The organism is Neofamilia massiliensis (assembly GCF_001299475.1).
GTDB classification, from domain to species: domain Bacteria; phylum Bacillota; class Clostridia; order Tissierellales; family Peptoniphilaceae; genus Neofamilia; species Neofamilia massiliensis.
In genome coordinates this window covers 600,403-621,575 of the sequence record NZ_CYUJ01000002.1, presented here as the reverse complement: position 1 = coordinate 621,575, position 21,173 = coordinate 600,403, and the positions used below count along the sequence as shown (strand labels likewise).

21 protein-coding genes are annotated in these 21,173 nt (G+C 34.7%); 5 read left to right on the top strand and 16 right to left on the bottom strand.

Annotated features, from left to right (window positions below; all coding sequences use genetic code 11):
- Positions 1-25: 25 nt before the first annotated feature.
- The 14 genes from pth to glmS form a co-directional block, all read right to left on the bottom strand.
- Positions 26-592: an aminoacyl-tRNA hydrolase gene (gene pth / locus BN2667_RS02990; RefSeq protein WP_054251838.1), complete on the bottom strand. Its 567-nt coding sequence runs from the start codon at positions 590-592 to the stop codon at positions 26-28.
- 2 nt (positions 593-594) lie between these two features.
- Positions 595-1,551: a ribose-phosphate diphosphokinase gene (locus tag BN2667_RS02985; RefSeq protein ID WP_054251837.1), complete on the bottom strand. Its 957-nt coding sequence runs from the start codon at positions 1,549-1,551 to the stop codon at positions 595-597.
- Between the two features lie 12 nt (positions 1,552-1,563).
- Complete coding sequence (locus BN2667_RS02980; RefSeq protein ID WP_054251836.1) at positions 1,564-2,766, bottom strand: hypothetical protein; 1,203 nt, start codon at positions 2,764-2,766, stop codon at positions 1,564-1,566.
- A 189-nt stretch (positions 2,767-2,955) separates the two neighbouring features.
- Positions 2,956-4,302: an S-layer homology domain-containing protein gene (locus BN2667_RS02975; RefSeq protein ID WP_054251835.1), complete on the bottom strand. Its 1,347-nt coding sequence runs from the start codon at positions 4,300-4,302 to the stop codon at positions 2,956-2,958.
- Positions 4,303-4,672: 370 nt separating this feature from the next.
- Positions 4,673-6,523, bottom strand: coding sequence for an LTA synthase family protein (locus tag BN2667_RS02970; RefSeq protein ID WP_054251834.1), 1,851 nt, complete (start codon positions 6,521-6,523; stop codon positions 4,673-4,675).
- A 208-nt stretch (positions 6,524-6,731) separates the two neighbouring features.
- The gene (gene citF / locus BN2667_RS02965; RefSeq protein ID WP_054251833.1) at positions 6,732-8,207 is read right to left on the bottom strand and encodes a citrate lyase subunit alpha; all 1,476 of its coding nucleotides are present in this window, start codon (positions 8,205-8,207) and stop codon (positions 6,732-6,734) included.
- Positions 8,194-9,051, bottom strand: coding sequence for an HpcH/HpaI aldolase/citrate lyase family protein (locus tag BN2667_RS02960; RefSeq protein ID WP_054251832.1), 858 nt, complete (start codon positions 9,049-9,051; stop codon positions 8,194-8,196). The genes citF and BN2667_RS02960 overlap by 14 nt, the downstream gene beginning before the upstream one ends.
- Before the next feature lie 2 nt (positions 9,052-9,053).
- Positions 9,054-9,323 (bottom strand): citrate lyase acyl carrier protein, encoded by a 270-nt coding sequence (gene citD, locus BN2667_RS02955; protein ID WP_054251831.1) that lies wholly within the window; start codon positions 9,321-9,323, stop codon positions 9,054-9,056.
- Entirely contained in the window at positions 9,305-9,868 is a 564-nt protein-coding gene (locus tag BN2667_RS02950) for a Fe-S-containing hydro-lyase (RefSeq protein WP_054251830.1), read from the bottom strand. The genes citD and BN2667_RS02950 overlap by 19 nt, the downstream gene beginning before the upstream one ends.
- Positions 9,869-9,882: 14 nt before the next feature.
- Entirely contained in the window at positions 9,883-10,725 is an 843-nt protein-coding gene (locus tag BN2667_RS02945; RefSeq protein WP_054251829.1) for a fumarate hydratase, read from the bottom strand.
- A gap of 84 nt (positions 10,726-10,809) precedes the next feature.
- Positions 10,810-12,051, bottom strand: coding sequence for a methylaspartate ammonia-lyase (locus tag BN2667_RS02940; protein ID WP_054251828.1), 1,242 nt, complete (start codon positions 12,049-12,051; stop codon positions 10,810-10,812).
- A gap of 41 nt (positions 12,052-12,092) precedes the next feature.
- Positions 12,093-13,544, bottom strand: a complete 1,452-nt coding sequence (locus BN2667_RS02935; RefSeq protein ID WP_054251827.1) for a methylaspartate mutase subunit E — start codon at positions 13,542-13,544, stop codon at positions 12,093-12,095.
- Between the two features lie 10 nt (positions 13,545-13,554).
- The gene (gene glmL / locus BN2667_RS02930; protein ID WP_054251826.1) at positions 13,555-14,946 is read right to left on the bottom strand and encodes a methylaspartate mutase accessory protein GlmL; all 1,392 of its coding nucleotides are present in this window, start codon (positions 14,944-14,946) and stop codon (positions 13,555-13,557) included.
- A gap of 1 nt (position 14,947) precedes the next feature.
- Complete coding sequence (gene glmS, locus BN2667_RS02925; RefSeq protein ID WP_054251825.1) at positions 14,948-15,355, bottom strand: methylaspartate mutase subunit S; 408 nt, start codon at positions 15,353-15,355, stop codon at positions 14,948-14,950.
- Between the two features lie 465 nt (positions 15,356-15,820).
- On the opposite strand from glmS, the gene ispE reads away from it, so the two are divergent.
- Genes ispE through ispF form a run of 4 tightly spaced genes read left to right on the top strand, consistent with a single transcriptional unit; the run spans position 15,821 to position 19,102 of the window.
- Positions 15,821-16,654: a 4-(cytidine 5'-diphospho)-2-C-methyl-D-erythritol kinase gene (gene ispE, locus BN2667_RS02920; RefSeq protein WP_054251824.1), complete on the top strand. Its 834-nt coding sequence runs from the start codon at positions 15,821-15,823 to the stop codon at positions 16,652-16,654.
- Between the two features lie 9 nt (positions 16,655-16,663).
- Positions 16,664-17,956, top strand: a complete 1,293-nt coding sequence (locus tag BN2667_RS02915; RefSeq protein ID WP_054251823.1) for an NAD(P)H-dependent oxidoreductase — start codon at positions 16,664-16,666, stop codon at positions 17,954-17,956.
- The gene (ispD, locus tag BN2667_RS02910; RefSeq protein WP_162200274.1) at positions 17,949-18,629 is read left to right on the top strand and encodes a 2-C-methyl-D-erythritol 4-phosphate cytidylyltransferase; all 681 of its coding nucleotides are present in this window, start codon (positions 17,949-17,951) and stop codon (positions 18,627-18,629) included. Before BN2667_RS02915 ends, ispD begins: the two co-directional genes overlap by 8 nt.
- Complete coding sequence (gene ispF, locus BN2667_RS02905) at positions 18,626-19,102, top strand: 2-C-methyl-D-erythritol 2,4-cyclodiphosphate synthase (RefSeq protein WP_054251821.1); 477 nt, start codon at positions 18,626-18,628, stop codon at positions 19,100-19,102. The genes ispD and ispF overlap by 4 nt, the downstream gene beginning before the upstream one ends.
- Positions 19,103-19,116: 14 nt before the next feature.
- Here the strand turns inward: ispF and BN2667_RS02900 are convergent, their stop codons facing one another.
- A complete protein-coding gene (locus BN2667_RS02900) occupies positions 19,117-19,335 on the bottom strand; it encodes a hypothetical protein (protein ID WP_054251820.1) in 219 nt (72 codons plus the stop codon).
- 105 nt (positions 19,336-19,440) lie between these two features.
- Between BN2667_RS02900 and mnmL the strand changes: the two genes are divergently transcribed.
- On the top strand, positions 19,441-20,340 hold the full coding sequence (gene mnmL / locus BN2667_RS02895; RefSeq protein WP_054251819.1) for a tRNA modification radical SAM protein MnmL/YtqA: 900 nt from the start codon (positions 19,441-19,443) through the stop codon (positions 20,338-20,340).
- Positions 20,341-20,353: 13 nt separating this feature from the next.
- Here mnmL and BN2667_RS02890 read toward each other — a convergent pair whose 3' ends face one another.
- On the bottom strand, positions 20,354-21,169 hold the full coding sequence (locus tag BN2667_RS02890) for a CPBP family intramembrane glutamic endopeptidase (protein WP_054251818.1): 816 nt from the start codon (positions 21,167-21,169) through the stop codon (positions 20,354-20,356).
- Positions 21,170-21,173 lie beyond the last annotated feature (4 nt).

The following is a 21,173-nucleotide window of genomic DNA, read 5'->3' as shown; positions in this document are numbered from 1 at the left end:
CCCACTTATAATATGGGCCTAAAATTTATTTCTTTATATTGTATTTGTTCATTGCCCGGTCCAGGCCATCTTCAACAATAGCTATGGCTGCCAAGGCTGCATAGTCAACTGCGCTGTCTATTTCCTTAAATTCTTCGCTAGAAAAATTTGATAAGACAAAGTTAGCCAGGTCTTGGCCTTGATGTTTTTCTCCAACTCCAATTCTAATTCTTGGAAAAGTATCAGCTTGGATTTGGTAAATAATTGACTTCATTCCGTTGTGACTGCCTGCTGAACCTTTTTTTCTAATTCTTATTGTAGAAAATCCAATATCTATATCGTCGTAGATGACAATTAAATCTTCAGGAGGGATCTTATAAAAATTTAAAATCTCCCTTAGTGAGTCTCCACTGTTGTTCATATAGGTTTGGGGCTTGACTAGTAGAACTTTCTCCCCCTTTATTGAAGCTTCAGCAATTAAAGCCTGGTGCTTGATCTTAAAAGGAGAGGCTGAAAGTTTTTCTATAAGCTTATCTATAACCATAAAGCCTACGTTGTGTCTAGTTCTTTGGTAGTCCTTGCCTGGATTTCCTAGTCCCGCTATTACCTTCACTCTTAACCAAAAATAACTGAAATAGATTCGTTGTTGTGGATTCTATCAATAGCTTGGGCAATTAAGCAGCCAACAGAAACAATTTTAATCTTAGATTTTTTGTTTTCTTCTGGTTGGTTAATAGTATCAGTGATAACAAATTCTTCTAAGGCTGATTTTTGGATTCTGTCTACTGCACTGTCAGATAATACTCCGTGTGTGGCAGCTCCATAAATTTTCTTAGCTCCTCTTTTCTTTAGGGCTTCAGCAGCCTTGCAGATTGTACCGCCTGTATCAATAATATCGTCGACCATAATAACATTTTTACCTTCAATATCACCAATGATATTCATAACTTCATTTTCATTTGGTCTTGGTCTAACTTTTTCTATAATAGCAATTGGAAGATTTAAATAGTTGGCAAACTTTCTAGTTCTAGTTACTCCTCCTAGGTCTGGAGAAACTACAACAAAGTCTCCTTCTTCTTGTACCTTATCTTTAAAATAATCTGATAGGTATTCTAGTGCTGAAAGATGGTCTACTGGAATATCAAAGAAACCTTGAATTTGTCCAGCATGTAGGTCCATAGTTATAACCCTGTCTGCACCAGCTGTAGCAAGTAGATCAGCAACTAACTTTGATGTGATAGGTTCTCTGGCCTTAGTCTTTCTGTCTTGTCTGGCATAGCCATAATAAGGAATAACTGCGTTAATCCTACCAGCAGATGCCCTCTTTAAGGCGTCAATTAAAATTAAAAGCTCCATTAAATTATCATTTACTGGCTTTGAAGTAGGTTGAATTATAAAAACATCAGCCCCTCTTGCTGAGTCAGCAATATTTAAGCTGATTTCTCCATCTTTAAAGTGGTTAACAGCTGTATCACTTAACTCTACTCCTAAATGTTTGCAAATGTCCTTTGCAAGTGGAATGTTTGAATTCCCTGAAATAATACTTAAATCTCCATAAATATTCTTTTTCATACTATCCTCCAATTACTTCAATTTCTTTCTTTTTACCCAATCTTTTATATTAACCTGCTTAGTCCTTTCTATTGCCAAGGCTTCCTTTTCGACATCCTCAGTAATAGTTGAGCCAGCAGCTACAAAAGCAGCTTCAGCCACCTTAACAGGGGCAATTAAATTTGCATTAGACCCTATAAAGGCCTTGTCTTCAACAATTGTTTGATGTTTGTTTTTGCCATCATAGTTGGCAGTAATAACACCACAGCTAATATTAACATCTTTGCCAATAATAGAATCACCTAAATAAGCCAAGTGACCTGCCTTAGAGCCTTCTCCAAAATCAGTTTTCTTAAGCTCAACAAAATTTCCAATATGAGCCCCCGACCTGACAATAGATTTTGGTCTAAGCTGGGCAAAAGGACCAATTGTAACCTCATCATGGACTTCAGAATCACATATATAAGAAGCCTTAATGTGACAGTCATCTCCAATTGTGGAATTAATTATAGAAGTATCACCTTCAATTATACAAAAAGCTCCAATTTTAGTCTGACCTAAAATCCTAGCTCCAGGATAAATTGTAGTGTCTATGCCAATTTGAACTTGAGGGCCAATTACAGTTGAATTAAAGTCAATAATATTAACTCCAGAGTCAACTAGCCTTTCAAGAATTCTTGTTTTTAAAAGCTCTTGAGCCTTATAAAAATCCCTTCTAGTTTTTATTACAAGGAAATTTTGATCAAGGTCAATTGTCTGAACTTGGTCAAATAAATTATTTAAATTAGAAGATTCTAAAGTTTTATCCTTTAAATAACTTCCTTTAAAATAATAAATCCCTAAGTCAGAATTAGAATTTTTATCTCTTAAAGCTCCTGCCTCCATGTCCTTAGTCTTTTGAAGAAAATCTTTTAATAGCTCTCCACCTATAAAAGGACAAAAACTATCAAAGACTAAGACTTCAGCGTCATCTTCTAAGTCATAAGAAGAAAAACTAATATCCTTAGTCGCTGGAACTTCTTGATAAATAAAATCTATGTCCACTAAGTCCATAGCCTTTTCTAAATCTCCATCACTTTCACTGGCAAGAAAAATAATTTTCTCTACACCTGCATCCTTTAACTGGTCAACTAGTATATTTAGAATAGGCCTGTCTAAAAGTTCATGAACTAAAAGAGACCTATTAGAAACAAAGTCCTTGGTAATTTGGCTAGCTAAAATTATAGCCTCTTTCATAAATTATAACCTTCTTCTCTATATTTTTCTAAATATTTGCATACAATAAAATTATAACATTTTAAATGTCTATCGTCTAATGTTTTATGGGAAATAACTGGGATTTTGAAATGTATTTTTATAATTCTAAATGTCTATTAGTGTTTTTAAAAATATAAAAAAGACGACCAAATAGTCGTCTTTACTTCATTAATTATCAACTTCATATTTATATAAAGGGTGTTTTGGGTTACTTCTATTATATACTCCAGCTGATAACCATTCTCTATATATTTTTGGCTTCATTTTAGTTATATCAGTTTCACCATCTAATCGTAATGTTTTTCCATCCCACGAGTAGTCAAATCCTAAGGTTTTTAATATTCTCTCTGCTTCCATATATAATGTGTTATTTCTATCTACCATTTTAAATTTTACTTCTATATCTTTGCCTGCTTTAGCTGCTAATTTATTTGTATATATAGATACTCGAATTCTGTAAGGATGTTCATTATCATCAGGCCTAACTAAAGACCCTATAGAAAATTCTCTAGCGGAAAGTGGCATGCTATAACTTTCATTATCTTCAGCTACGACCTTACCAAAATCAATTGCGAAATTTTGTTTTCCCATAAGCTTTCCATTTGTGACATCCAAATTATATAGTGTAGGTCCCACTTCACGCAAAAATTCTGCTGGTATATATAATGCTCCGTTTTCTGGATTTACCCACAATGAAGATGCATCTTTTTCTACTCCATTTAAAAAGAATTTAAATCCATCATTATTCTTTTCTAGTGGCTTGTATCTAAATAAATCCCAAACTCCAAATTTATATTTTTCGGCAGTTGTAAGTTCTCCACCAATAATTGGATATTTTTTACTAGATGATTTTTTCGGGCCCATCACTGGTCCTTGAAGAATATTATATTCATCTACATCTGCCACTATTACTTCTTTAACTGGTTCTTCTTTTACTTCTGAAACTTTTACTGAGTCTTTGTTCATTAAATAGTTGTAGAGAATTTCAAATACTTTTTCTCTTCCTCCCACATCATAGTAATCTTTAAAATCTACGTCAGCTAGGAATTTATTATTTTTACCAAATTCAATATATTGGTCTGCCCATCTACCAGTTTTTGTTTCTACTGGTTTATAACCGCTATTTTTAGCTAGTATTGTTAAAACTTCAGCATATAGTATATTATCTTCAGGTCTAAATGTATTGTCTGTATAACCTTTGATATAACCATCTTTAACTGCTTGGTTTACATATCCGTTTGCCCAATGTGATGTTGGTAAGTCTGTAAAAGAAGTTTTTTCATCTTTTAAATTTTTCGCTTCACCTTCTTTTCCATCGATTACTACCATCATCTTTGAAAATTCTGCTCTTGTAATAGATTTATCTAGTTTTAAGTTTCCTTGATTGTCACCTTTTACATAGCCTTTATCTATTAAGTATTGAACCTTTTCAGATTCTTGTGCTGCCGACACTGGTTGAACTACTATTCCAAGTAATAATATAAGTGCCATTAAAATTAATAATGTTTTTTTCATTGTCTTACCTCCCTTGTTTTTGTACTTCTCTTATTTAGTTTTTAAAATATTTTCAGCCCTAGTTATTTTAATACCCCTTTTCCCTCCTATTTTTAATTTTAACCTTGGCTTATTTTTAAAATTAATTATTGCTATTGAGTTTTTTCTTATAAGCTTAGTTTATCATAAATTTTTCACATTTGCTATGGTTTGAAAACTTATTATATTTTCTTTTAAAGTATTTGATCATTAAAAAATAGCGTCAGATTTTTCTAACGCTATTTTTTAATTTATTTTTATATCCTATAACTTATCTGTATAAACTCCAAAGGCTCCTTTGTAAATTAAATCTTCTGGCTGTTTACTGTATATCTTTATTAATTATGCCAGCTTATTTAATTTCCTTATCGATATGTTCTTGTCTAATTTTTCCTAATAAGTTGTTGTCTAAAAGGTATTTACAAAAATCAATTTCAAATTCAGCTTGGGGAATTTTTTTAAGGGCCTTGGTATTATCTAGAACCTGTCTGCTTTTTCTATCAATTAATGTTGATTCTTTTATATCGGCAGTTCTTGACCTAATAAATAGTTCGTCTTTCTTTATATAACTTCCCTTTAGCATGTGGGTCTGTGGATATAATATATTTTCATCTTCGTATTTTTCTAGTAAGTCTCTCCCAAATAATAAGGCCGTTTCGTCATTCCAACCCATTATATTTACTAGAGTTGGGAGAATGTCTAATTGACTGCCTATATCTTCACATACAAAGCCTTTTTTTGATCCTGGAATATTTATAATTAGGGGAACATTAAACATGTCGTCATAGTTATATTCTCTACCAAGAAACTTTGTCATTGCATTTCTTTGGTCTTCTGTGTTTATATTCATAGCATAGTGGTCGCCATAAATGACAATTACTGAGTCTTCGTAGATACCTGCTTCTTTTAAGCCTTCAATAAAATCCTTAAGTGCCTTATCTGTATATCTATGAGTATTTAAAGTTCCACCAAAAACACTTTTTTTATCTTCTGGACTAAGTTTTATTTGACGTTTTTCTTGAGGAAGGTCGTAGGGAATGTGGTTAGATAGGGTAACCATAAAGCTAAAGAATGGTTGGTCCCTGTCATTTAATTTCTTTATTATTTCTAAATTTTGTTTAAAGAAACTTTCATCTGCTAGTCCCATTCCTATAAGGTCATCCTGTTTATAGTTTTCGCCTAAGTAGATTTCATCAAAGCCTACAGCCTTAGATATTTGATCCCTGTGATAAAATTCTCCAGTGTAGCCATGCATATAAGAAGTTCTATAGCCCTTGTTTTTAGCCATGCCAATTAGGCCATAGAGTTCGTTGTTTTTATATTTTTGAAAAGAAGGACCTTCTAGGTTTCCGTACATACTATTTAGACTAACAAATTCAGCATCTAGGGTGTTTCCTGTTCCTGTTAGGTTCATGTAGTCATTAAAATAAAAACTATCAGGGCTATGGCTCAAACTATTTAAAAAAGGAGTAATTTCTTGGTCCATATAGGTTTTGTTTAGGAAAGTATTTTGTAAACTTTCTACTTGGATTACAATTAAGTTCCTATTTTTTCCTAGTCCAGTATAGGCATTTGTGTGCTTGGTCTTATTTAAAAGTTCTTTTATTTTCTTCTGTCTTTTATCGGCTAATGTTTTATTTTCAGTATCTGTAAAATCAATTGAGCTTAAGTTGTCAGGTCCATGGCTTGAGGCCTTGGCTTGGTGGAGATTATTAAAATTAATAAAGACAAAGACCAAGGCTAGAACACTTGCAAATAAGCTTATAGGCATTAGCTTTCTATTTACTTTATTATTTGTTTCAGACTTTTTAGCTAAAATGAAAATCATAAAAATTGTCAAAAGCATTAGGAGGCTAATTATAAGATGTCTTTTTTGGACCAAGGCCATAACTGCTGGCACAACTGCTTTTAAGTTTCCACTTTGTTTTAGCATGGCCTTTGTAGGCAGCTCTCCATATTGACTATAATAAAGAGATAGTGAATTATAAGTAAAAGTAATTAGTAGTAAAACTAGACTTACTATTATATTTTGTATTTTATTAGTTGTTTGTTTTTTAGTTTTATAAGCAAGTATCAAAGAAAATACTGCTGTTTCTATTACTGTTAAAGATAGCAATATTAGTACTTGCTTGTTGGCAATAAAACTTTGACCTATAGAAAAATTTAAGGCCAGCAAATATGCCAAAATAATTAAAATCGTCATTTAAATCCCTTCTATATAATTAAAGTCTTTTAAAATAATTATTTCCTTTAAAAGTCTGCTTTTATTATATAACAAAAACTGTTTTTTGTGGTCTTATATTTATAAAATATAGTAAATGGCTTTTTTATAAGTATTTTTTCTATCTATGCTTTTAAGTTTATAAAAAAACTAGCGTCAGATTTTTCTAACGCTAGCTTTAATTCTTATCTTATTTTACTTGGTAGATATAGTCTAAGATATCTCCAGTTCTTGATTGAGAAAGTCCTATAATTCTATCTGTCTTTTCGATTTTTTTAGGAACTCCCATTACTTCTTCTGCATATTTTTTAAGATCGTTAATATCTATTGTTGGAACTTTTGCTGCTTTGAATTTTTCTATAAGGTCAGTTCTTAGAGGGTTAATTGAAATTCCTCTTTCTGTTACTAAGATATCAACTGTATTTCCTGGAGTTGTTATTACATCTACCCTGTCTTTTATAAATGGTATTCTAGATGAGAATAGTTTTGATACAATTATTGAAACTTTAGCTCCAAAGGCTGTGTCTTGGTGGCCACCTGAGCCTCCCATTAACATACCGTGAGATCCTGTTGTTACGTTTACGTTAAAGTCTGTATCAATTTCTGTTGCTCCTAGAATTACTATGTCTAGGTTATCAACTACACATGAAACATCTGGGTTACCATATTGAGATCCGCTCATTCTTAGGTGGTTTTTATTTTTTCCTATTGATTCAACTGCCTTTAGGTCAAAGCATTGAACATCAAATAGGGCTTCAAATAAGCCTTCTTCTAACATGTCTACTAAGTAGCCTGTTATTCCACCTGATGCAAAAGAGCCTTTGATTTCATTTTCAATCATATAGTCTCTTAGGTAGTCAGCTACTGCTAGAGAAATTCCACCTGCTCCTGTTTGGAAGGATAGGCCGTCTTTTACTAGACCTGTAGCTATCATTGCCTTAAGAGTGTCTTGGGCAATTTTTAGGCCAACTGGGTCTTTTGTAATCATTGTTGTTCCTGAAACTATTCCAGCTTTTTCTCCTATTGATTCTACTTGTAGAACGTAGTCAATATAATCTTCAGTTATATCTGCTGGGTAGTTTGGATAAGCTGTTACAAAGTCAGTTACTGCTATTGTAGTCTTTCCCTTAATAGCGTCTGCAATTGCATAGCCCATTGCTCCACAAGAGTTAATTCCGTTTACTCCTGAAATATTTCCCTTTTCGTCTGATGATGGAGCTGCTATAAAGGCATAGTCAATTGGCACTTCGTCAGCAAGAATTGCTCTAGCTCTTCCGCCGTGAGATTGCATTATAATTGAGCCCTTTAGTTTGCCCTTAGAAATTGCTTCTCCAACTGGTCCTGATATATATGATGTTACTACATTAGTTATAGTTCCATCTTCAAGTAATTCAACTATATCAGCCATTGATGGGAAAATTGATGATGCTACTAAAGTAAGATCTTTGGCTCCAGTTTTTTGGATGGCCTTCATAACTTGAACTAAAACTCTGTCACCATTTCTAAGATGATGGTGGAAGGATATACTTGATCCGTCTTTGATCTTTAGTTCTTTTATTAGCTCATCAAGGTCTTGTCTCATTTTTGTTTCTTTATGGCCCTTTTCAGGATAGTCTTCTTTGTTTAAAAGCTTTACGTCTTCTAGCCTTGTATTAAAGTAAGTCATTATATTCCTCCTTAAAGTATGGTGTAGATCTTAGTAGGTTTACTGCTCTCTTAATAATTGGAGCGTCAACCATCTTTCCATCTAAGGACCAAGCGCCAAGGCCTTTGACTTTTGCATCAATGGCACCTTCGCATACTCTAACAGCATGTTCAACTTCTTGGTCAGTTGGAGAGAATATATCGTTTATATATTGGACGTGTCTAGGAGAAATTGCAGCCTTACCTGTCATTCCCATAGATTTTGCAAATTCTGTGTCCTTCTTTAGGCCTTCAATATCGTCAGTATCTGTAAATGGTGTATCAATTGCTTGGATTTCTACGGCCTTTGATACTGCAACGATTTTTTGTCTTGAATATCTAATTTCTTCAGATGCCTTAGTTCTTTCTGCGCCTAAGTCAAGTGTCAAGTCTTCTGCTCCTAGTAGTACTCCAATAATTCTATCTGATGCAGATAAAATATTTAGTGAGTCTTCAACTCCCATGGCAGTTTCAATTAGACAGAAAACTTTTTTGTCAGAATTCTTTTCATTTAAAAATTTGTCTATGGCTTTAACTGATTCAACTGATGCCTTTGGTAGCATAATTGCGTCTAAGTGCTTAACATCCATTAGCATTTCCATATCGTCATAGAAGTATGGAGTGTCTGTTGGGTTAACTCTTACTAAAACGTCAGTTGGATTTTCAAAGTTGTTTAGGTATTCTCTAACTAGAATTCTAGCAGCGTCTTTTTCTCCTTGAGATACTGCGTCTTCTAGGTCGATAATTATTGCATCAGCACCTAAAACTGATGAAGAAAATAGCATGCCAGGGTTGTTACCAGGCATAAATAACATTGATTTATACATAATTATTTAGCCCCCCTTTTTACAGCAGCTTCTACCCTAGCTCTTATTGTAAAGTCTAGCGCTCCCTTGTCTTCAAGTTTTACTTGTGCCTTGTCTACGCCTAGGTCGTTTAGAGTTTCTTTTACAACTCTTTCAATTTCAGATCCATATTGTTTTGATACTTCACTAGAAATTTCGATTTCTAAATCTTCATAAGGTGAAACGATTACTAGACAATCATTTGATTCAGCAGAACCAGCTCTGGCTGGTTTTACTATTTGGTATTTTTCCAATCTAAATACTCCTTTCGACCTGTTTGGTAAAGGTCATTTCCCTTAGTGTCTACTACTACAGTACATGGGAAGTCTTCAACATAAAGTTTTCTTACAGCTTCTGCTCCTAAGTCTTCGTAGCAAACTATTTCAGCAGTCTTAACTGATTTTGCAATTACTGCAGCAGCTCCGCCTATTGCAGCAAAATAAACTGCTCCATTTTTTACAATAGAGTCTTTAACTGCTTGGTCTCTCTTTCCTTTTCCAATCATTCCCTTTAGGCCTAGGTCTAAAAGTTGTGGTGTAAATGGGTCCATTCTATATGAAGTTGTTGGGCCTGCAGAACCTATTGGTCTGTCTCCCTTTGCTGGAGCTGGTCCAACATAATACATTACTGAACCTTTAACGTCTATAGGAAGTTCTTTTCCTTGTTCTAATAGTTCGACAAATCTCTTGTGGGCAGCGTCTCTTCCTGTATAAATAGTACCAGTAATTTCTACGTTGTCGCCTGGTTTTAAATCTTTTAATTGGTCGTCAGTTAGTGGAGTGTGTAATTTTATAGCCATTATTTTATTCCTCCTTAAAATATAACTTCTTTGTGTCTAGCAGCGTGGCATTGGATATTAACTGCAACTGGAAGTCCAGCTATGTGAGTTGGATAAGTGTCTATCATAACTCTTAAAGCAGTTGTCTTTCCACCAAATCCTTGAGGTCCAATTCCTAAATCGGCAATTTTTCCTTCAAGTTCTTTTTCTAAGTCTGCATAGAAAGCATTTTCGTTATAGTCGTCAAGAGATCTCATAAGAACTCTCTTTGCTAAAGCTGCAGCTCTATCAAAAGTTCCACCAATACCTACACCTACAATAATTGGAGGACATGGGTTTGGTCCTGCTAGTTCTACAGTTTCAAGGATGAATTTTTTAACTCCTTCAAGTCCATCAGCTGGTCTTAACATAGTAAGTCTAGACATGTTTTCTGAACCAAAACCTTTAGCAGCAATTGTAATTTTAAGTTCATCTCCTGGAACGACCTTGTAGTTAATAACTGCTGGAGTGTTGTCTTTAGTGTTCACTCTTTCTATAGGGTCAGATACAACTGACTTTCTTAAAAAGCCTTCTTCGTATCCTTGTCTAACACCTTCGTTAATAGCATCTTCAATATATCCACCTTCAATGTGAACGTCTTGGCCAATATCTACAAATGCAACTACCATACCAGTGTCTTGGCAATAAGCTACTTCTTCAGTTCTAGCAATTTCTCCATTTAAAAGAATTTGATCTAGAATTTCTTTTGAAAGTTGCCAATCGTCATTTTCTCTAGCGTTTTCAAGTGCTCTTCTTACGTCTTCTGGTAAGAAATAAGCAGCTTCTATACACATTCTTTTAACTTCTTTAGTAATATCGTTTACATGTACTGTCTTCATATTTACCCCTTATAAGTTTATAAAAATATAATTCAGAAAGGCTGAGCTCTCTGAATTATATTATTTAGTATTCAAATATTTATATTAGCCTCTGTATTTTATTCTAGCTAAAACTCTATTCATTTCGTTGTTAACAATCATTAGACCTTCGTCAACACCCATACCTGGTTTTGCAAGTACTTGTTTAGCACCGCAAGCCATACCGATGTTAGTTAGAATTTCTGCAGATCTGTTAGTTTCGTTACATGTTCCACCGCAATAAGCTCCTACATTATTGTCTTTACAATAAAGAATAGCTTCTACAGCATTGTTAATTCCACCTAGGTCAGGAGTCTTAACTTGGATCATGTGGCCAGCACCATTATCTACGAAGTCTTTAACGTCTTCGAAAGTGTTACACCATTCGTCAGCAACTAATTCAACGTTAATATTTCTCTTGTTTATTTCTTTAGTTAAAGCTGCCATAGCTTCTAGTTGAGCTTGTCTTTCGCCAACATCCATAGGTCCTTCTATTCTTAGATGGTATGGAGCAGCAATTTCTTCTAGTTCTTCTAGATAGTCAGCCATTTTCATAGTGTCGTTATCAAATGCTTCACCAATAGTTCCATAAACGTCAATGTGTAGAACTGGTTTGTAGTCTTCATAAGTCTTGTACTTGTTAATTCTATCTCTTAACCAAGCTACATAGTCTTTAAGTTTTTCACCGTTTTTACCAAGTTTTTCTTCAACGTTGTTAAATAATCCGTGAGGAAGAACGTCAGCGCCTTTAATAATCATCTTGTCAGCATTGTCGTATCTGTCGTCACCAGATTGAGTAAAGATAGCTACTCTTTCAATTGGAGTGCTTACCTTGTATTCGTCATGGATAACTTCAGCCATTGTAATGTGTTTTGATTTTGCTACTGCATCTAGTATTGCTTGAGTAATACCATATCTAATAGCAGTGTGAAGTCTCTTTCCATCATGTTGGAAGTGGTCAAACTCTTCAGCTAGTTCTTTAAAGCTAGTAAGTTCTCTGCCTTCTAATTTTGGAGCGATTTCATTTTCAATTACTGGAATAAAATCTTCAGCTAAAAATAGTGGATCACGTCCGCCTGCTCCTGAATATTGAACTGCTGCGCAATCGCCAAATGCAACTTGACCATCTTCAAGTATAAGTTGAACTGAAATACTTTCTCCAGCTTGTCTTATGCTTGTAAATCCTGGTGTTACAGCGTCTCCAACGTAGAATAATCCATCATGGCCAGCACCTTGTTTAATGGCCTTTTGGTCATCAAAATAGAAACCTGTTAGTCCTGGTGAGCATAATACTTTTTTAATTTTCATTTTCTTTTATCCTCCTAAAATTTCCTTAGTTTGAGTGAAAATTATTCAGGTCTACCTACTAATTTTCCTCTACTTACTGCAAATATATCATCTATTGTCATTTGGAATTCAATAGCTCTTCCTTCAAAGTCAGCTCTTTCTTGTAGGGCTGCGTGGTTGAAGTCTTTAAGTTCCTTAGTGAAAGGAATGTTTCCAAATTCTAAATATCTGATAAATCCTTTGTTATCTCTTGCTGGTAACATCTTACCTGCATTGTAAACTGATGGTCCAAATGGAATGTCAATTACTCCTGTTTCAAAAGCCTTAACAGTTCCTACTGCCCAGTCACCTTTACCAAGTTTTAATGTTTCATCCAGCATGCATTTTACTTCTGCTTTAATAACGTTAATTTCGTTTCTTAAAGCTTCAGCTTCTGCATATCTTTGACCTTCAAGAAGGTTAAGAACCATTTTTGTTGCCTTAATACCTGCTGCGTTAGCTTCTTTTGTAGGAATACCAATAGCTTCGTGAGGAGTTTTAACAATAACTTTTGTTGCTCCAGCTAAAGCTGCTGCTGCTGATCCTAATGAAATTACACCAAAAGCCTTTGATTCGTCTTCTGGGAAGCCACCCATCCATTGGTGGAATACAGTAGTAAGGTCTATGTCATTGTAGCCATATTCTTTTAAATATTCTTCAGTTTGTTCTTCAAGAGCTCTTACTGCAGCAACGTCTTGTAATAAGTTACCGCATTGGCCGTAACCAACTGTAATGTTTTTAACTCCTTGTTCTGCAGCAAGTAGGGCTTCTAGTATAGCTACTGCTACTGCAGTTGATGGAGGAACAAGTGTACCAGTTAGTGGTCCAAATGGCTCTCTGTTTATAGCTACTCCGTTTTCTTCGTAGAAACCTACTAGTCTGTCACAGTATTGCCAGTCAATAATAGATTTTTCTACAGAAACGCTTTTTGCATAAGGAATGTTATAAGAAATTGCTCCACCTTCGTTAGAAGTATAACCACCAGCGTGACCAATTTCAGCAAGTAGTCTTGAGTCTGGAGTACCATGTCTTAATTGTAGAGGAAGGTTAACAGCTTCTAGAACTTGTCTACAGCCTTTAACACCGTGGTTAACAGCTGGGAAACCATTTAATAGGGATCTACCTGCTGCTTGAGATTCTTTAATTCCTCTTTCACATTCTTCATATCTATTTTGTCTTGTATATGCGTCAATAGTTGAAGGTAAAAAGTCAGCTCCACCTTCATCTTGTAAATATCTTAATAGTTCAATGTGCTCGTTAATTAAAGCAACCCCTGCTCTAGGTTGAGCCATTGTAACGCCCATTTCTTTAGCCTTAACAAGTTTTTTTGCAAAGTTTTTTTCGTCTGGAATTTGCTTTAAATAATCTACAGCTTCTTGTAAGTCAACGTCTTTTCCTGTTGGCCAAGTTTGAAGAACTTCTTCTCTCATTTTGAAGAATTCTTCGTCAGTCCATTTTTTAAATTTTAAATCCATGTTTTTTCTCCTAAATTTCTACTAAATATTTCTTAAGCAATCTTATAGCTAAGTCCTTGTCAATCATTGAAAGTAAGCCCATTGATGATAGGATATAGCTTTTATCTACTAAAAGTTTTGGGTTTGCTGGTCTAAGAGAATTTGGTTCATCCATTGTAAATAAACCTTCTTTTAGAATCGCTTCTGGTTTTTCATTGTTAATAATTACTCCACCAGTACCTATTAGATATTTTACCTCAGATAGGTCCTTGCCCTCTTGATTGTATACTGGGCCCATTGGAGAGTAAACCATCTCAACTGTTCCAGCATGTCTGCCCATAGATAAGTAGGTACAGATTTTCGCCATACCTAGGTCGAATTCTTTTTCTAGTTCATCTGTAGAGACAAAGTCAGTGTGGTCAAATCTCATTTGAAACTCATCTTCAACACTGTCGTATTTGTCAACGTCGATAAACTTCTTTACTAGCCTTAAACCTGCTGCTTCATAAACTGCAGTTGCAGAATACCTCATTCCAAGGTCTCCTTCTACAGTTCTCTTAGCAAATGGTTCTTCAAGTCCCCTCATAGAAACTCCTGGTTTTGTAGGTAGACCGTCAGCTATTGAGTGAACGTCTGTAGTAGCTCCACCAATATCTAAGACAACTAGGTCTCCTAGGCCATCTTCATTTTCTGAGCCTTCAGATAGAACTCTGGCAGCTCTTAATACTGAAGCAGGTGTTGGCATAGCAATTCCGTCAATAAATTCAGAAATTCTTTCCATACCCTTGGCCTTGACAATATTTTCCATAAAGATATTTCTTATTGTTTCCCTTGCTGGCTCTACATTAATATGGTTAAGATGAGGCATTACATTTTCTGTAACGTGGTATTCAATGTTTCCTTCGTCAAAAATCTTTGATACTTCATCTACAGCACTTTTGTTTCCAGCAACTACAACAGGAACTTGAATTTGATGTTTACTGATCATCTGAGCGTTGTGAATTATTGCATCTGTGTTGCCGCCGTCAGTTCCTCCTGCAAGGAGAATCATATCTATTTTAGAATTTTTAATTTCTAAAGTTTCAGAGTCATTCATTTTGAAACTATAGGTTTTAATTATTCTTGCTCCTGCCCCTAATGCTGTTCTCTTTGCAGCTTCAGCAGTAAGTTCAGTTACTAAGCCAATGGCAACTACCTTTAATCCACCTGCCGCCGAAGAGCAAGCAGTTGTTTTTACAATATTAATTTTGTCAAAATCAACTTTTTCTTTTAGCTTGTTTAAAGCCTTTTCATAACCTATAGTAACATCTGTTTCTACTGTTGTATAAGACTTGTCTGTTGCTAAAATCTCTTCGTTATCTATATCTACTAAGGTAAGCTTAGTAAATGTAGATCCGAAGTCAATAAACATATAGCAATTCATACTATTCCCCTAGTTCTTTTTTAAGGTCTTCTATTGTAACCTCTACAGCTGTACCTGGTTTGTAAACGTGGTCAAAGCCCATGTCTAGGAATCTTTTTTCAACGTCTTCCCAGTTTTGTTTACCAACTACTATGTTTCCTCCAACAAATAATTTAATGTCGTCTAAACCAGCTTCTTCGCATTTTTCTCTTAGTCCCTTACAGTCAAGTTCACCTTGGCCATAAAGTGAAGAAACTAAAATAGCTTCAGCCTTTGTTTCAATTGCTGCATTGATAAAGTCTTCTTGTGAAGATAATACACCAATGTTTACAACATTATATCCTGCTTTTGTTAAAGTGTGATCTAGGATTTTGTTTCCAACTGCGTGAGCATCAGAACCAATTACTCCTAATACGATTGTCTTTCCCATGAGAACCTCCTAAATAAATTTGAACTTTTTATTTCATAATACTTCATGATGTCTATATTATAACACAGAAATTTTTAAAATCAAAAAATTTAGCCTAAAATTTAATTTTAATCTTGAGACTAAAAGTCTCTTAATATCAAAGCAAAAATAAAAACAATTCCCTTATACTTTCATTTTTTTATCTTTAGTTAAATCTTTGACCCTCTTGGGATTATTAATTTAAAATAAATTCTTAGCCTAGAATTTTTATTAAGCAAATATAAAAACTAAAAATCTGAAATTTTTATTTCACTTTTTTTATTTGTCTAGTTTTTTTCTTTTTGTGATTTTCTTCAAATAATTTTTCTTTTAAAGAAAGTTTTGTGAAATTTCTTTGATTTTGGCTTTTTTTCTTAAATTTTTAATATACATTTACCTGCTTATATGATATAGTATTTATCGATAAACGATAAATAGGAGGCAAAAATGTTTGAGGCTAAGGCCTATGGCAAAATTAATTTATCTCTAGAAGTTATTGGGAAAAGACCTGATTCCTACCATAATATAGACACTCTTATGACTAGGATTGATGTTTTTGATAGACTTTCTTTTGAAAAAACATCAACTAATGATATAATTATTTTTTCTGACAACAAAGACCTTCCCCTAGATGAATCTAATCTCATCTACAAGGCCTGGTCTATAATGAAAGAATTTACAAGGGAAAATCCTGGCATAAAGATTGAGCTAGAAAAAAATATTCCCCTTGCAGCAGGTCTGGCAGGTGGAACTTCAGATGGCGTGGAGACTATGAAGGCCTTAAATGACATTTGGGATTTGAATTTTTCAAATGATCAGTTAAAAGACCTAGCCAAGCCCTTAGGAGCTGACTCAAGTTTTTTCTTTTTTGATGGCCTAGTTAGAGCCCAAGGCATTGGAGATAAAATTACTGAACTAAATCCAATAAAGAATGTTCCCCTACTTATAGTAAATATAGGAAGGCCTGTATCCTCAGCTGAAGTTTATAAGAGAATTAATTCTTATAGCTCTGGCAGGATTTCCTATTTAGTAGAAAATATTAATGCTTATAAAATTTTTAAAGACAATCTTTACAATTCAATGGAGGAAGTTACTTTTTCTATTTATCCTGAACTTAGTAAAATAAAAGCTTCTCTTCTGGGTTTAGGAGCAGACTTTTCTTTAATGAGCGGATCTGGTCCAAGTATTTTTGCTGGCTTTGCAAATGAAGAAAAAAGAGACCAGGCTTATGAATTGATTAAGGACAAGTACAAGTATGTATTTAAAAGCCAAATGATTTAAGGTGATTATATGTTTGAAATGAGAAACACTTTAGAAGAATTAGAAATTAAAAATAAACCTATCCAGATTGCAGTTGTTGGGATAGGAAAAATGGGCAGAAGTCTTGTTGATAGGCTTCTTGCCATGAAGGGAATGAGACCTTCTTTAATAGTTAATAGGCATATTGAAAAGGCCTACAAGGCCCTAGTCTACTTAGGTATTAAAGAAGAAGACATAGTAAAAGTCTATGAGGCTTCTGATTTTGAAAGGGCTCTGGCAGAAAACAAGTATGCTATAACAGACGACTTTGCTGTTGCCATCTCCTCTCCTTCTATCCAAGCTGTAGTTGAAGCAACTGGAAATCCTCAGTACGGGGCCCAAGTTGCCTACCAAACAATAAAAAATAAAAAACACATTATCATGCTAAATGTAGAATGTGATTCAGTTGTTGGCCCAAGTCTTTATAAGTTGGCCCAGGAAAATGGAGTTGTCTATACTGGAGCTGCTGGAGACGAACCTGCTGCCATTATAGAGCTGGCAGAATATGCCCTAGGCCTAGGCTTTGACCTAGTCGCCTGTGGTAAGGGAAAAAATAATCCTAAAGACATCCACGCAACTAACGAAAGTCTAAGAGAGAAAGCAAGAGAAAAAGACCTTTGCGAAAAGTCTCTAACCTCTTTTGTAGATGCAACTAATACGATGATTGAGTTAAATGCAGTTGGTAACGCCCTAGGCTTTAAGCCAGATGTCTTTGGCTGCCATGGAATTACTGCTGATATAAAAGACCTTGCTGACAAGTTAAAATTAAAAGAAGAAGGTGGACTTCTATCTTCCTTTAACACCCTTGACTATGTCCACGGCATTGCCCCTGGAGTTTATGTAGTAATTCGCGCAAGGTCCAAGGAAGAAGCAGATACCTTAAAATATTTAGGTATGGGCCAGGGACCAAACTATATTTTATACAGACCCTTCCACCTTTGTTCACTAGAAACTCCTGTATCAATTTATAAGGCAGTAGTAAAAAAAGAAGCAAGTCTCGCCCCTTATAAGGGCCAAGTTTGTGACACAGTTGCCCACGCCAAGTGTGACATGAAAGCTGGAGATCTTCTTCATGGAATTGGCTCAGACTATGTTTACGGATCTCTAACCTCCCACGAAGACGCTATGGAAAGAGACCTACTTCCTATAGCCTTAATTACATCAGGAACAAAACTAAAAGTTGATGTAAAAAAAGACCAGCTAATAACCTATGACATGGTTGACTTAGAAGTGGATGAACTTATTACTAAACTTAGATTTAAGCAGGACGGAAAAAGTGTATAAAGACAAATTTGTGTCAGCAATTATAACTGCTGCAGGATCTGGAAGCCGTATGGGAGCTGGGATTCCAAAATTAGAATTAGAAATAAATAATAAGCCACTTATTTCATATACAGTTGAAGTGTTTACAAGTATGGAAGTCTTTGACCAGATAATTTTACTAACTAGTAAAGAACTTTTAGAAACTTATAAGGCCCGCTATAAGGATTTTAAAAATCTCAAGGTGGTTTTAGGCGGATCTAGCAGAGAAGAAACTAGCTATCTTGGCCTTCAAGCCTTGGATGCAAAATCAGATTTAGTAGTCTGCCATGACGGAGCCAGGCCCCTAGTAGATCGCGAAATTATTTTAAAGTCTCTTGCTAGCGCAAGTGAATTTGGGTCGGGCATTGCTGCAGTCAAGGTCAAGGACACAATAAAGTTTGCAGAAAATAATATAGTCCAAATGACGCCTAATAGGGACAAGCTTTATCAAGTTCAAACTCCTCAGACCTTTAAAACTGACCTTATCCTCAAGGCCTACGAAGACTTTTTTGGAAAAGTTAGTCCAACAGATGACTCGTCTTATTTAGAATTTTTAGATGAAGAAGTTCACTTAATCGCTGGCAGCTATAAAAATATAAAAATTACAACTAAAGAAGATTTGCTTTTTGCAAAGATGCTAATGGAGGAAAAATGAGAATAGGATTTGGTTATGACGTCCACAAGTTTGCTGAAAATAGAAAGTTAATAATCGGAGGAATTGAAGTCCCTCACTCATTAGGACTTCTCGGCCATTCAGATGCTGACGTTCTCGTCCATGCAATAATGGACTCGATGTTAGGAGCTTTGGCCCTAGGCGACATTGGCAAGCACTTCCCTGACACAGATATGGCCTACAAGGATATAGACTCTTGCCAACTTTTAAAAAGAGTTTATGCTTTAATTAAAGACAAGGGCTATAAAATTGGAAATATAGATTCAGTTGTAGCCTTAGAAGAGCCTAAAATTGGAAAATATATTCCCCTTATGCAGGAAAAACTTGCAAAGATTTTAGAAGTGGAAGAAAATCAAATATCAATAAAGGCAACTACAAGTGAAGGCCTAGGCTTTGTTGGAGAAAAGTTAGGAGCCTCAGCCTCTGCAGTTTGTCTTTTAGAAAAAAATAACTAGTAGGATTTTCCCTACTAGTTTTTTTGTCTGTTTTTTTCTACAAAATAAATTGCTCCTCCAAGGAGTCCAGCTGAAATAAGTCTTATAAAAACTTGTCCATAAGTTAGACTGCCAATTTGACTAGCTCCTGCGGAAAAGAATTTAAAAAATATAAAATCAAATACTAAGAAACAAGTAAAAGTAAAGAGGATACTGGATACAAGGTTATTAAATATCTTTGAAATTTTTTTCATAGGTCTCTCCTTTTTAATTTTATTCTTGCCTGTCTTCTTAATATTTATTATAGTATATTAAAGCTTGATTCAAATGACCTTGAAAGGAATTAGTTTAAAAATACCATGGAAAGATATTACTCTCTCAACCAATACTTTAAAAATAAATATGGAGAAAAAGTTGGCAAACTTAGCCTAGACGGTGGCTTTTCCTGTCCAAATAGAGACGGAACTCTTTCAACTGCTGGCTGTATATTTTGTTCAGAAAAAGGCTCTGGAGACTTTACAAATTCTGGTCTTAGCATAAGGGACCAAATTGAAAGGCAAAAGAAAGTTGCAAAAAATAAATGGAAAGTAAGCAAGTTTGTCGCCTACTTTCAAGCCTTTACTAACACCTATGGCCCAGTTGATATTTTACGTAAAATTTATTACCAGGTCTTAGATGATCCTGAAATTGTCGGTCTGGCTATTGCTACTAGAGCTGACTGCCTTTCTGATGAAATTCTCGACCTTCTAGAAGAACTTTCAAAGCTTACAGACCTTTGGATTGAAATTGGCATGCAAAGTGTTAAGGAAGAAACCATAGATTATATAAATCGTGGCTACTCCCATAAATATTTGGACCAAAAACTAAAGATCTTGCGAAAGAGAAAGATTAAATTCCTCCTCCATGTAATTTTTGGCCTGCCTGGCGAAGACGAAAAAGATATGCTAGTATCAATTAACTATTTAAATGAATCTGGAGCCTTTGGCATAAAAATCCACTCCCTCTATATTCAAAATGACTCTGTCCTTTATAAAAAATATTTAGAAGATGACTTTACTATTTTAACCAAAGACCAATACACTGACTTGGTCGTTCAGGCCCTGGGTCTTTTAAATGATGACATTGTCGTCCATAGAATAACTGGCGACGGAGATAAAAATAAGTTAGTTGCTCCCCTTTGGTCAGCAGATAAGCTTTCTGTCATTGGAGAAATCAATAGAAAATTAAAAATCGTGAATACGAAAAAAGAGAGAGAATAAAAATTTCCCTCTCTTATTTTATTTCCTTGTCTTTTCCGTATTTAGCATATAAAAATATTATAGCCGCAAGTAGAACTCCTGTTACTAAAAGGCCGCCTTCTGGACCAAAGTCTCCTCCATAGACTAAATCAGGATTAATAACATTAATGACAAAAAGTGTATTAGCAGCTTGGCCTGTTCCTGATACGCTCATGGCAAAAACTCCCCCTTGGAAAATGTTCCAAGTAAAGTGATAGCCAATTGCCGCCCACAAGGACTCGTAAAGGGTCAAAAGAGCAAAGACTATAGAAACTAAAAAGAGATTTATAGCTGGCAGTGGATTATTTAAGGCTCCTGGGTTGAAAAAATGCAAGGCTGCAAAAACAAGACCTGGCAAGAGGATACCTAAATACCTATTTGAAAAGTGGCTGACCATATTTTGCATATAGCCTCTTGATAGCATTTCCTCGCCTATACCTACGCCTAACATTAGAATTAAATATTTATAAAAGCCTTGAGACGCAAAGGCATTTTGAATCCCTACAACTTCTATCCTCTTTAATAATACATCTCCTATAAAGACTAGGGTCATTGAGAGTATTCCTATAAGAGATCCAAAGCCAAAGTTTTTTAAAGCCTTCTTGTCTTTTAGCCTCAAATCATATCGTTTGTAATCTTTAAAGATAAAATAAGTTAGAAAAACTGGCAGGCAAAGAAATAAATTTCCAGTTAAATCTATAAAGCTATCTAAGGCCTTAATTTTTTCAAATATAAATATTGAAAGAAAGAACATTAAGACTAAGACAAGAAGTCTAATTAGTATATGACCAAATTTTTTTAAGTTTTCCATATCT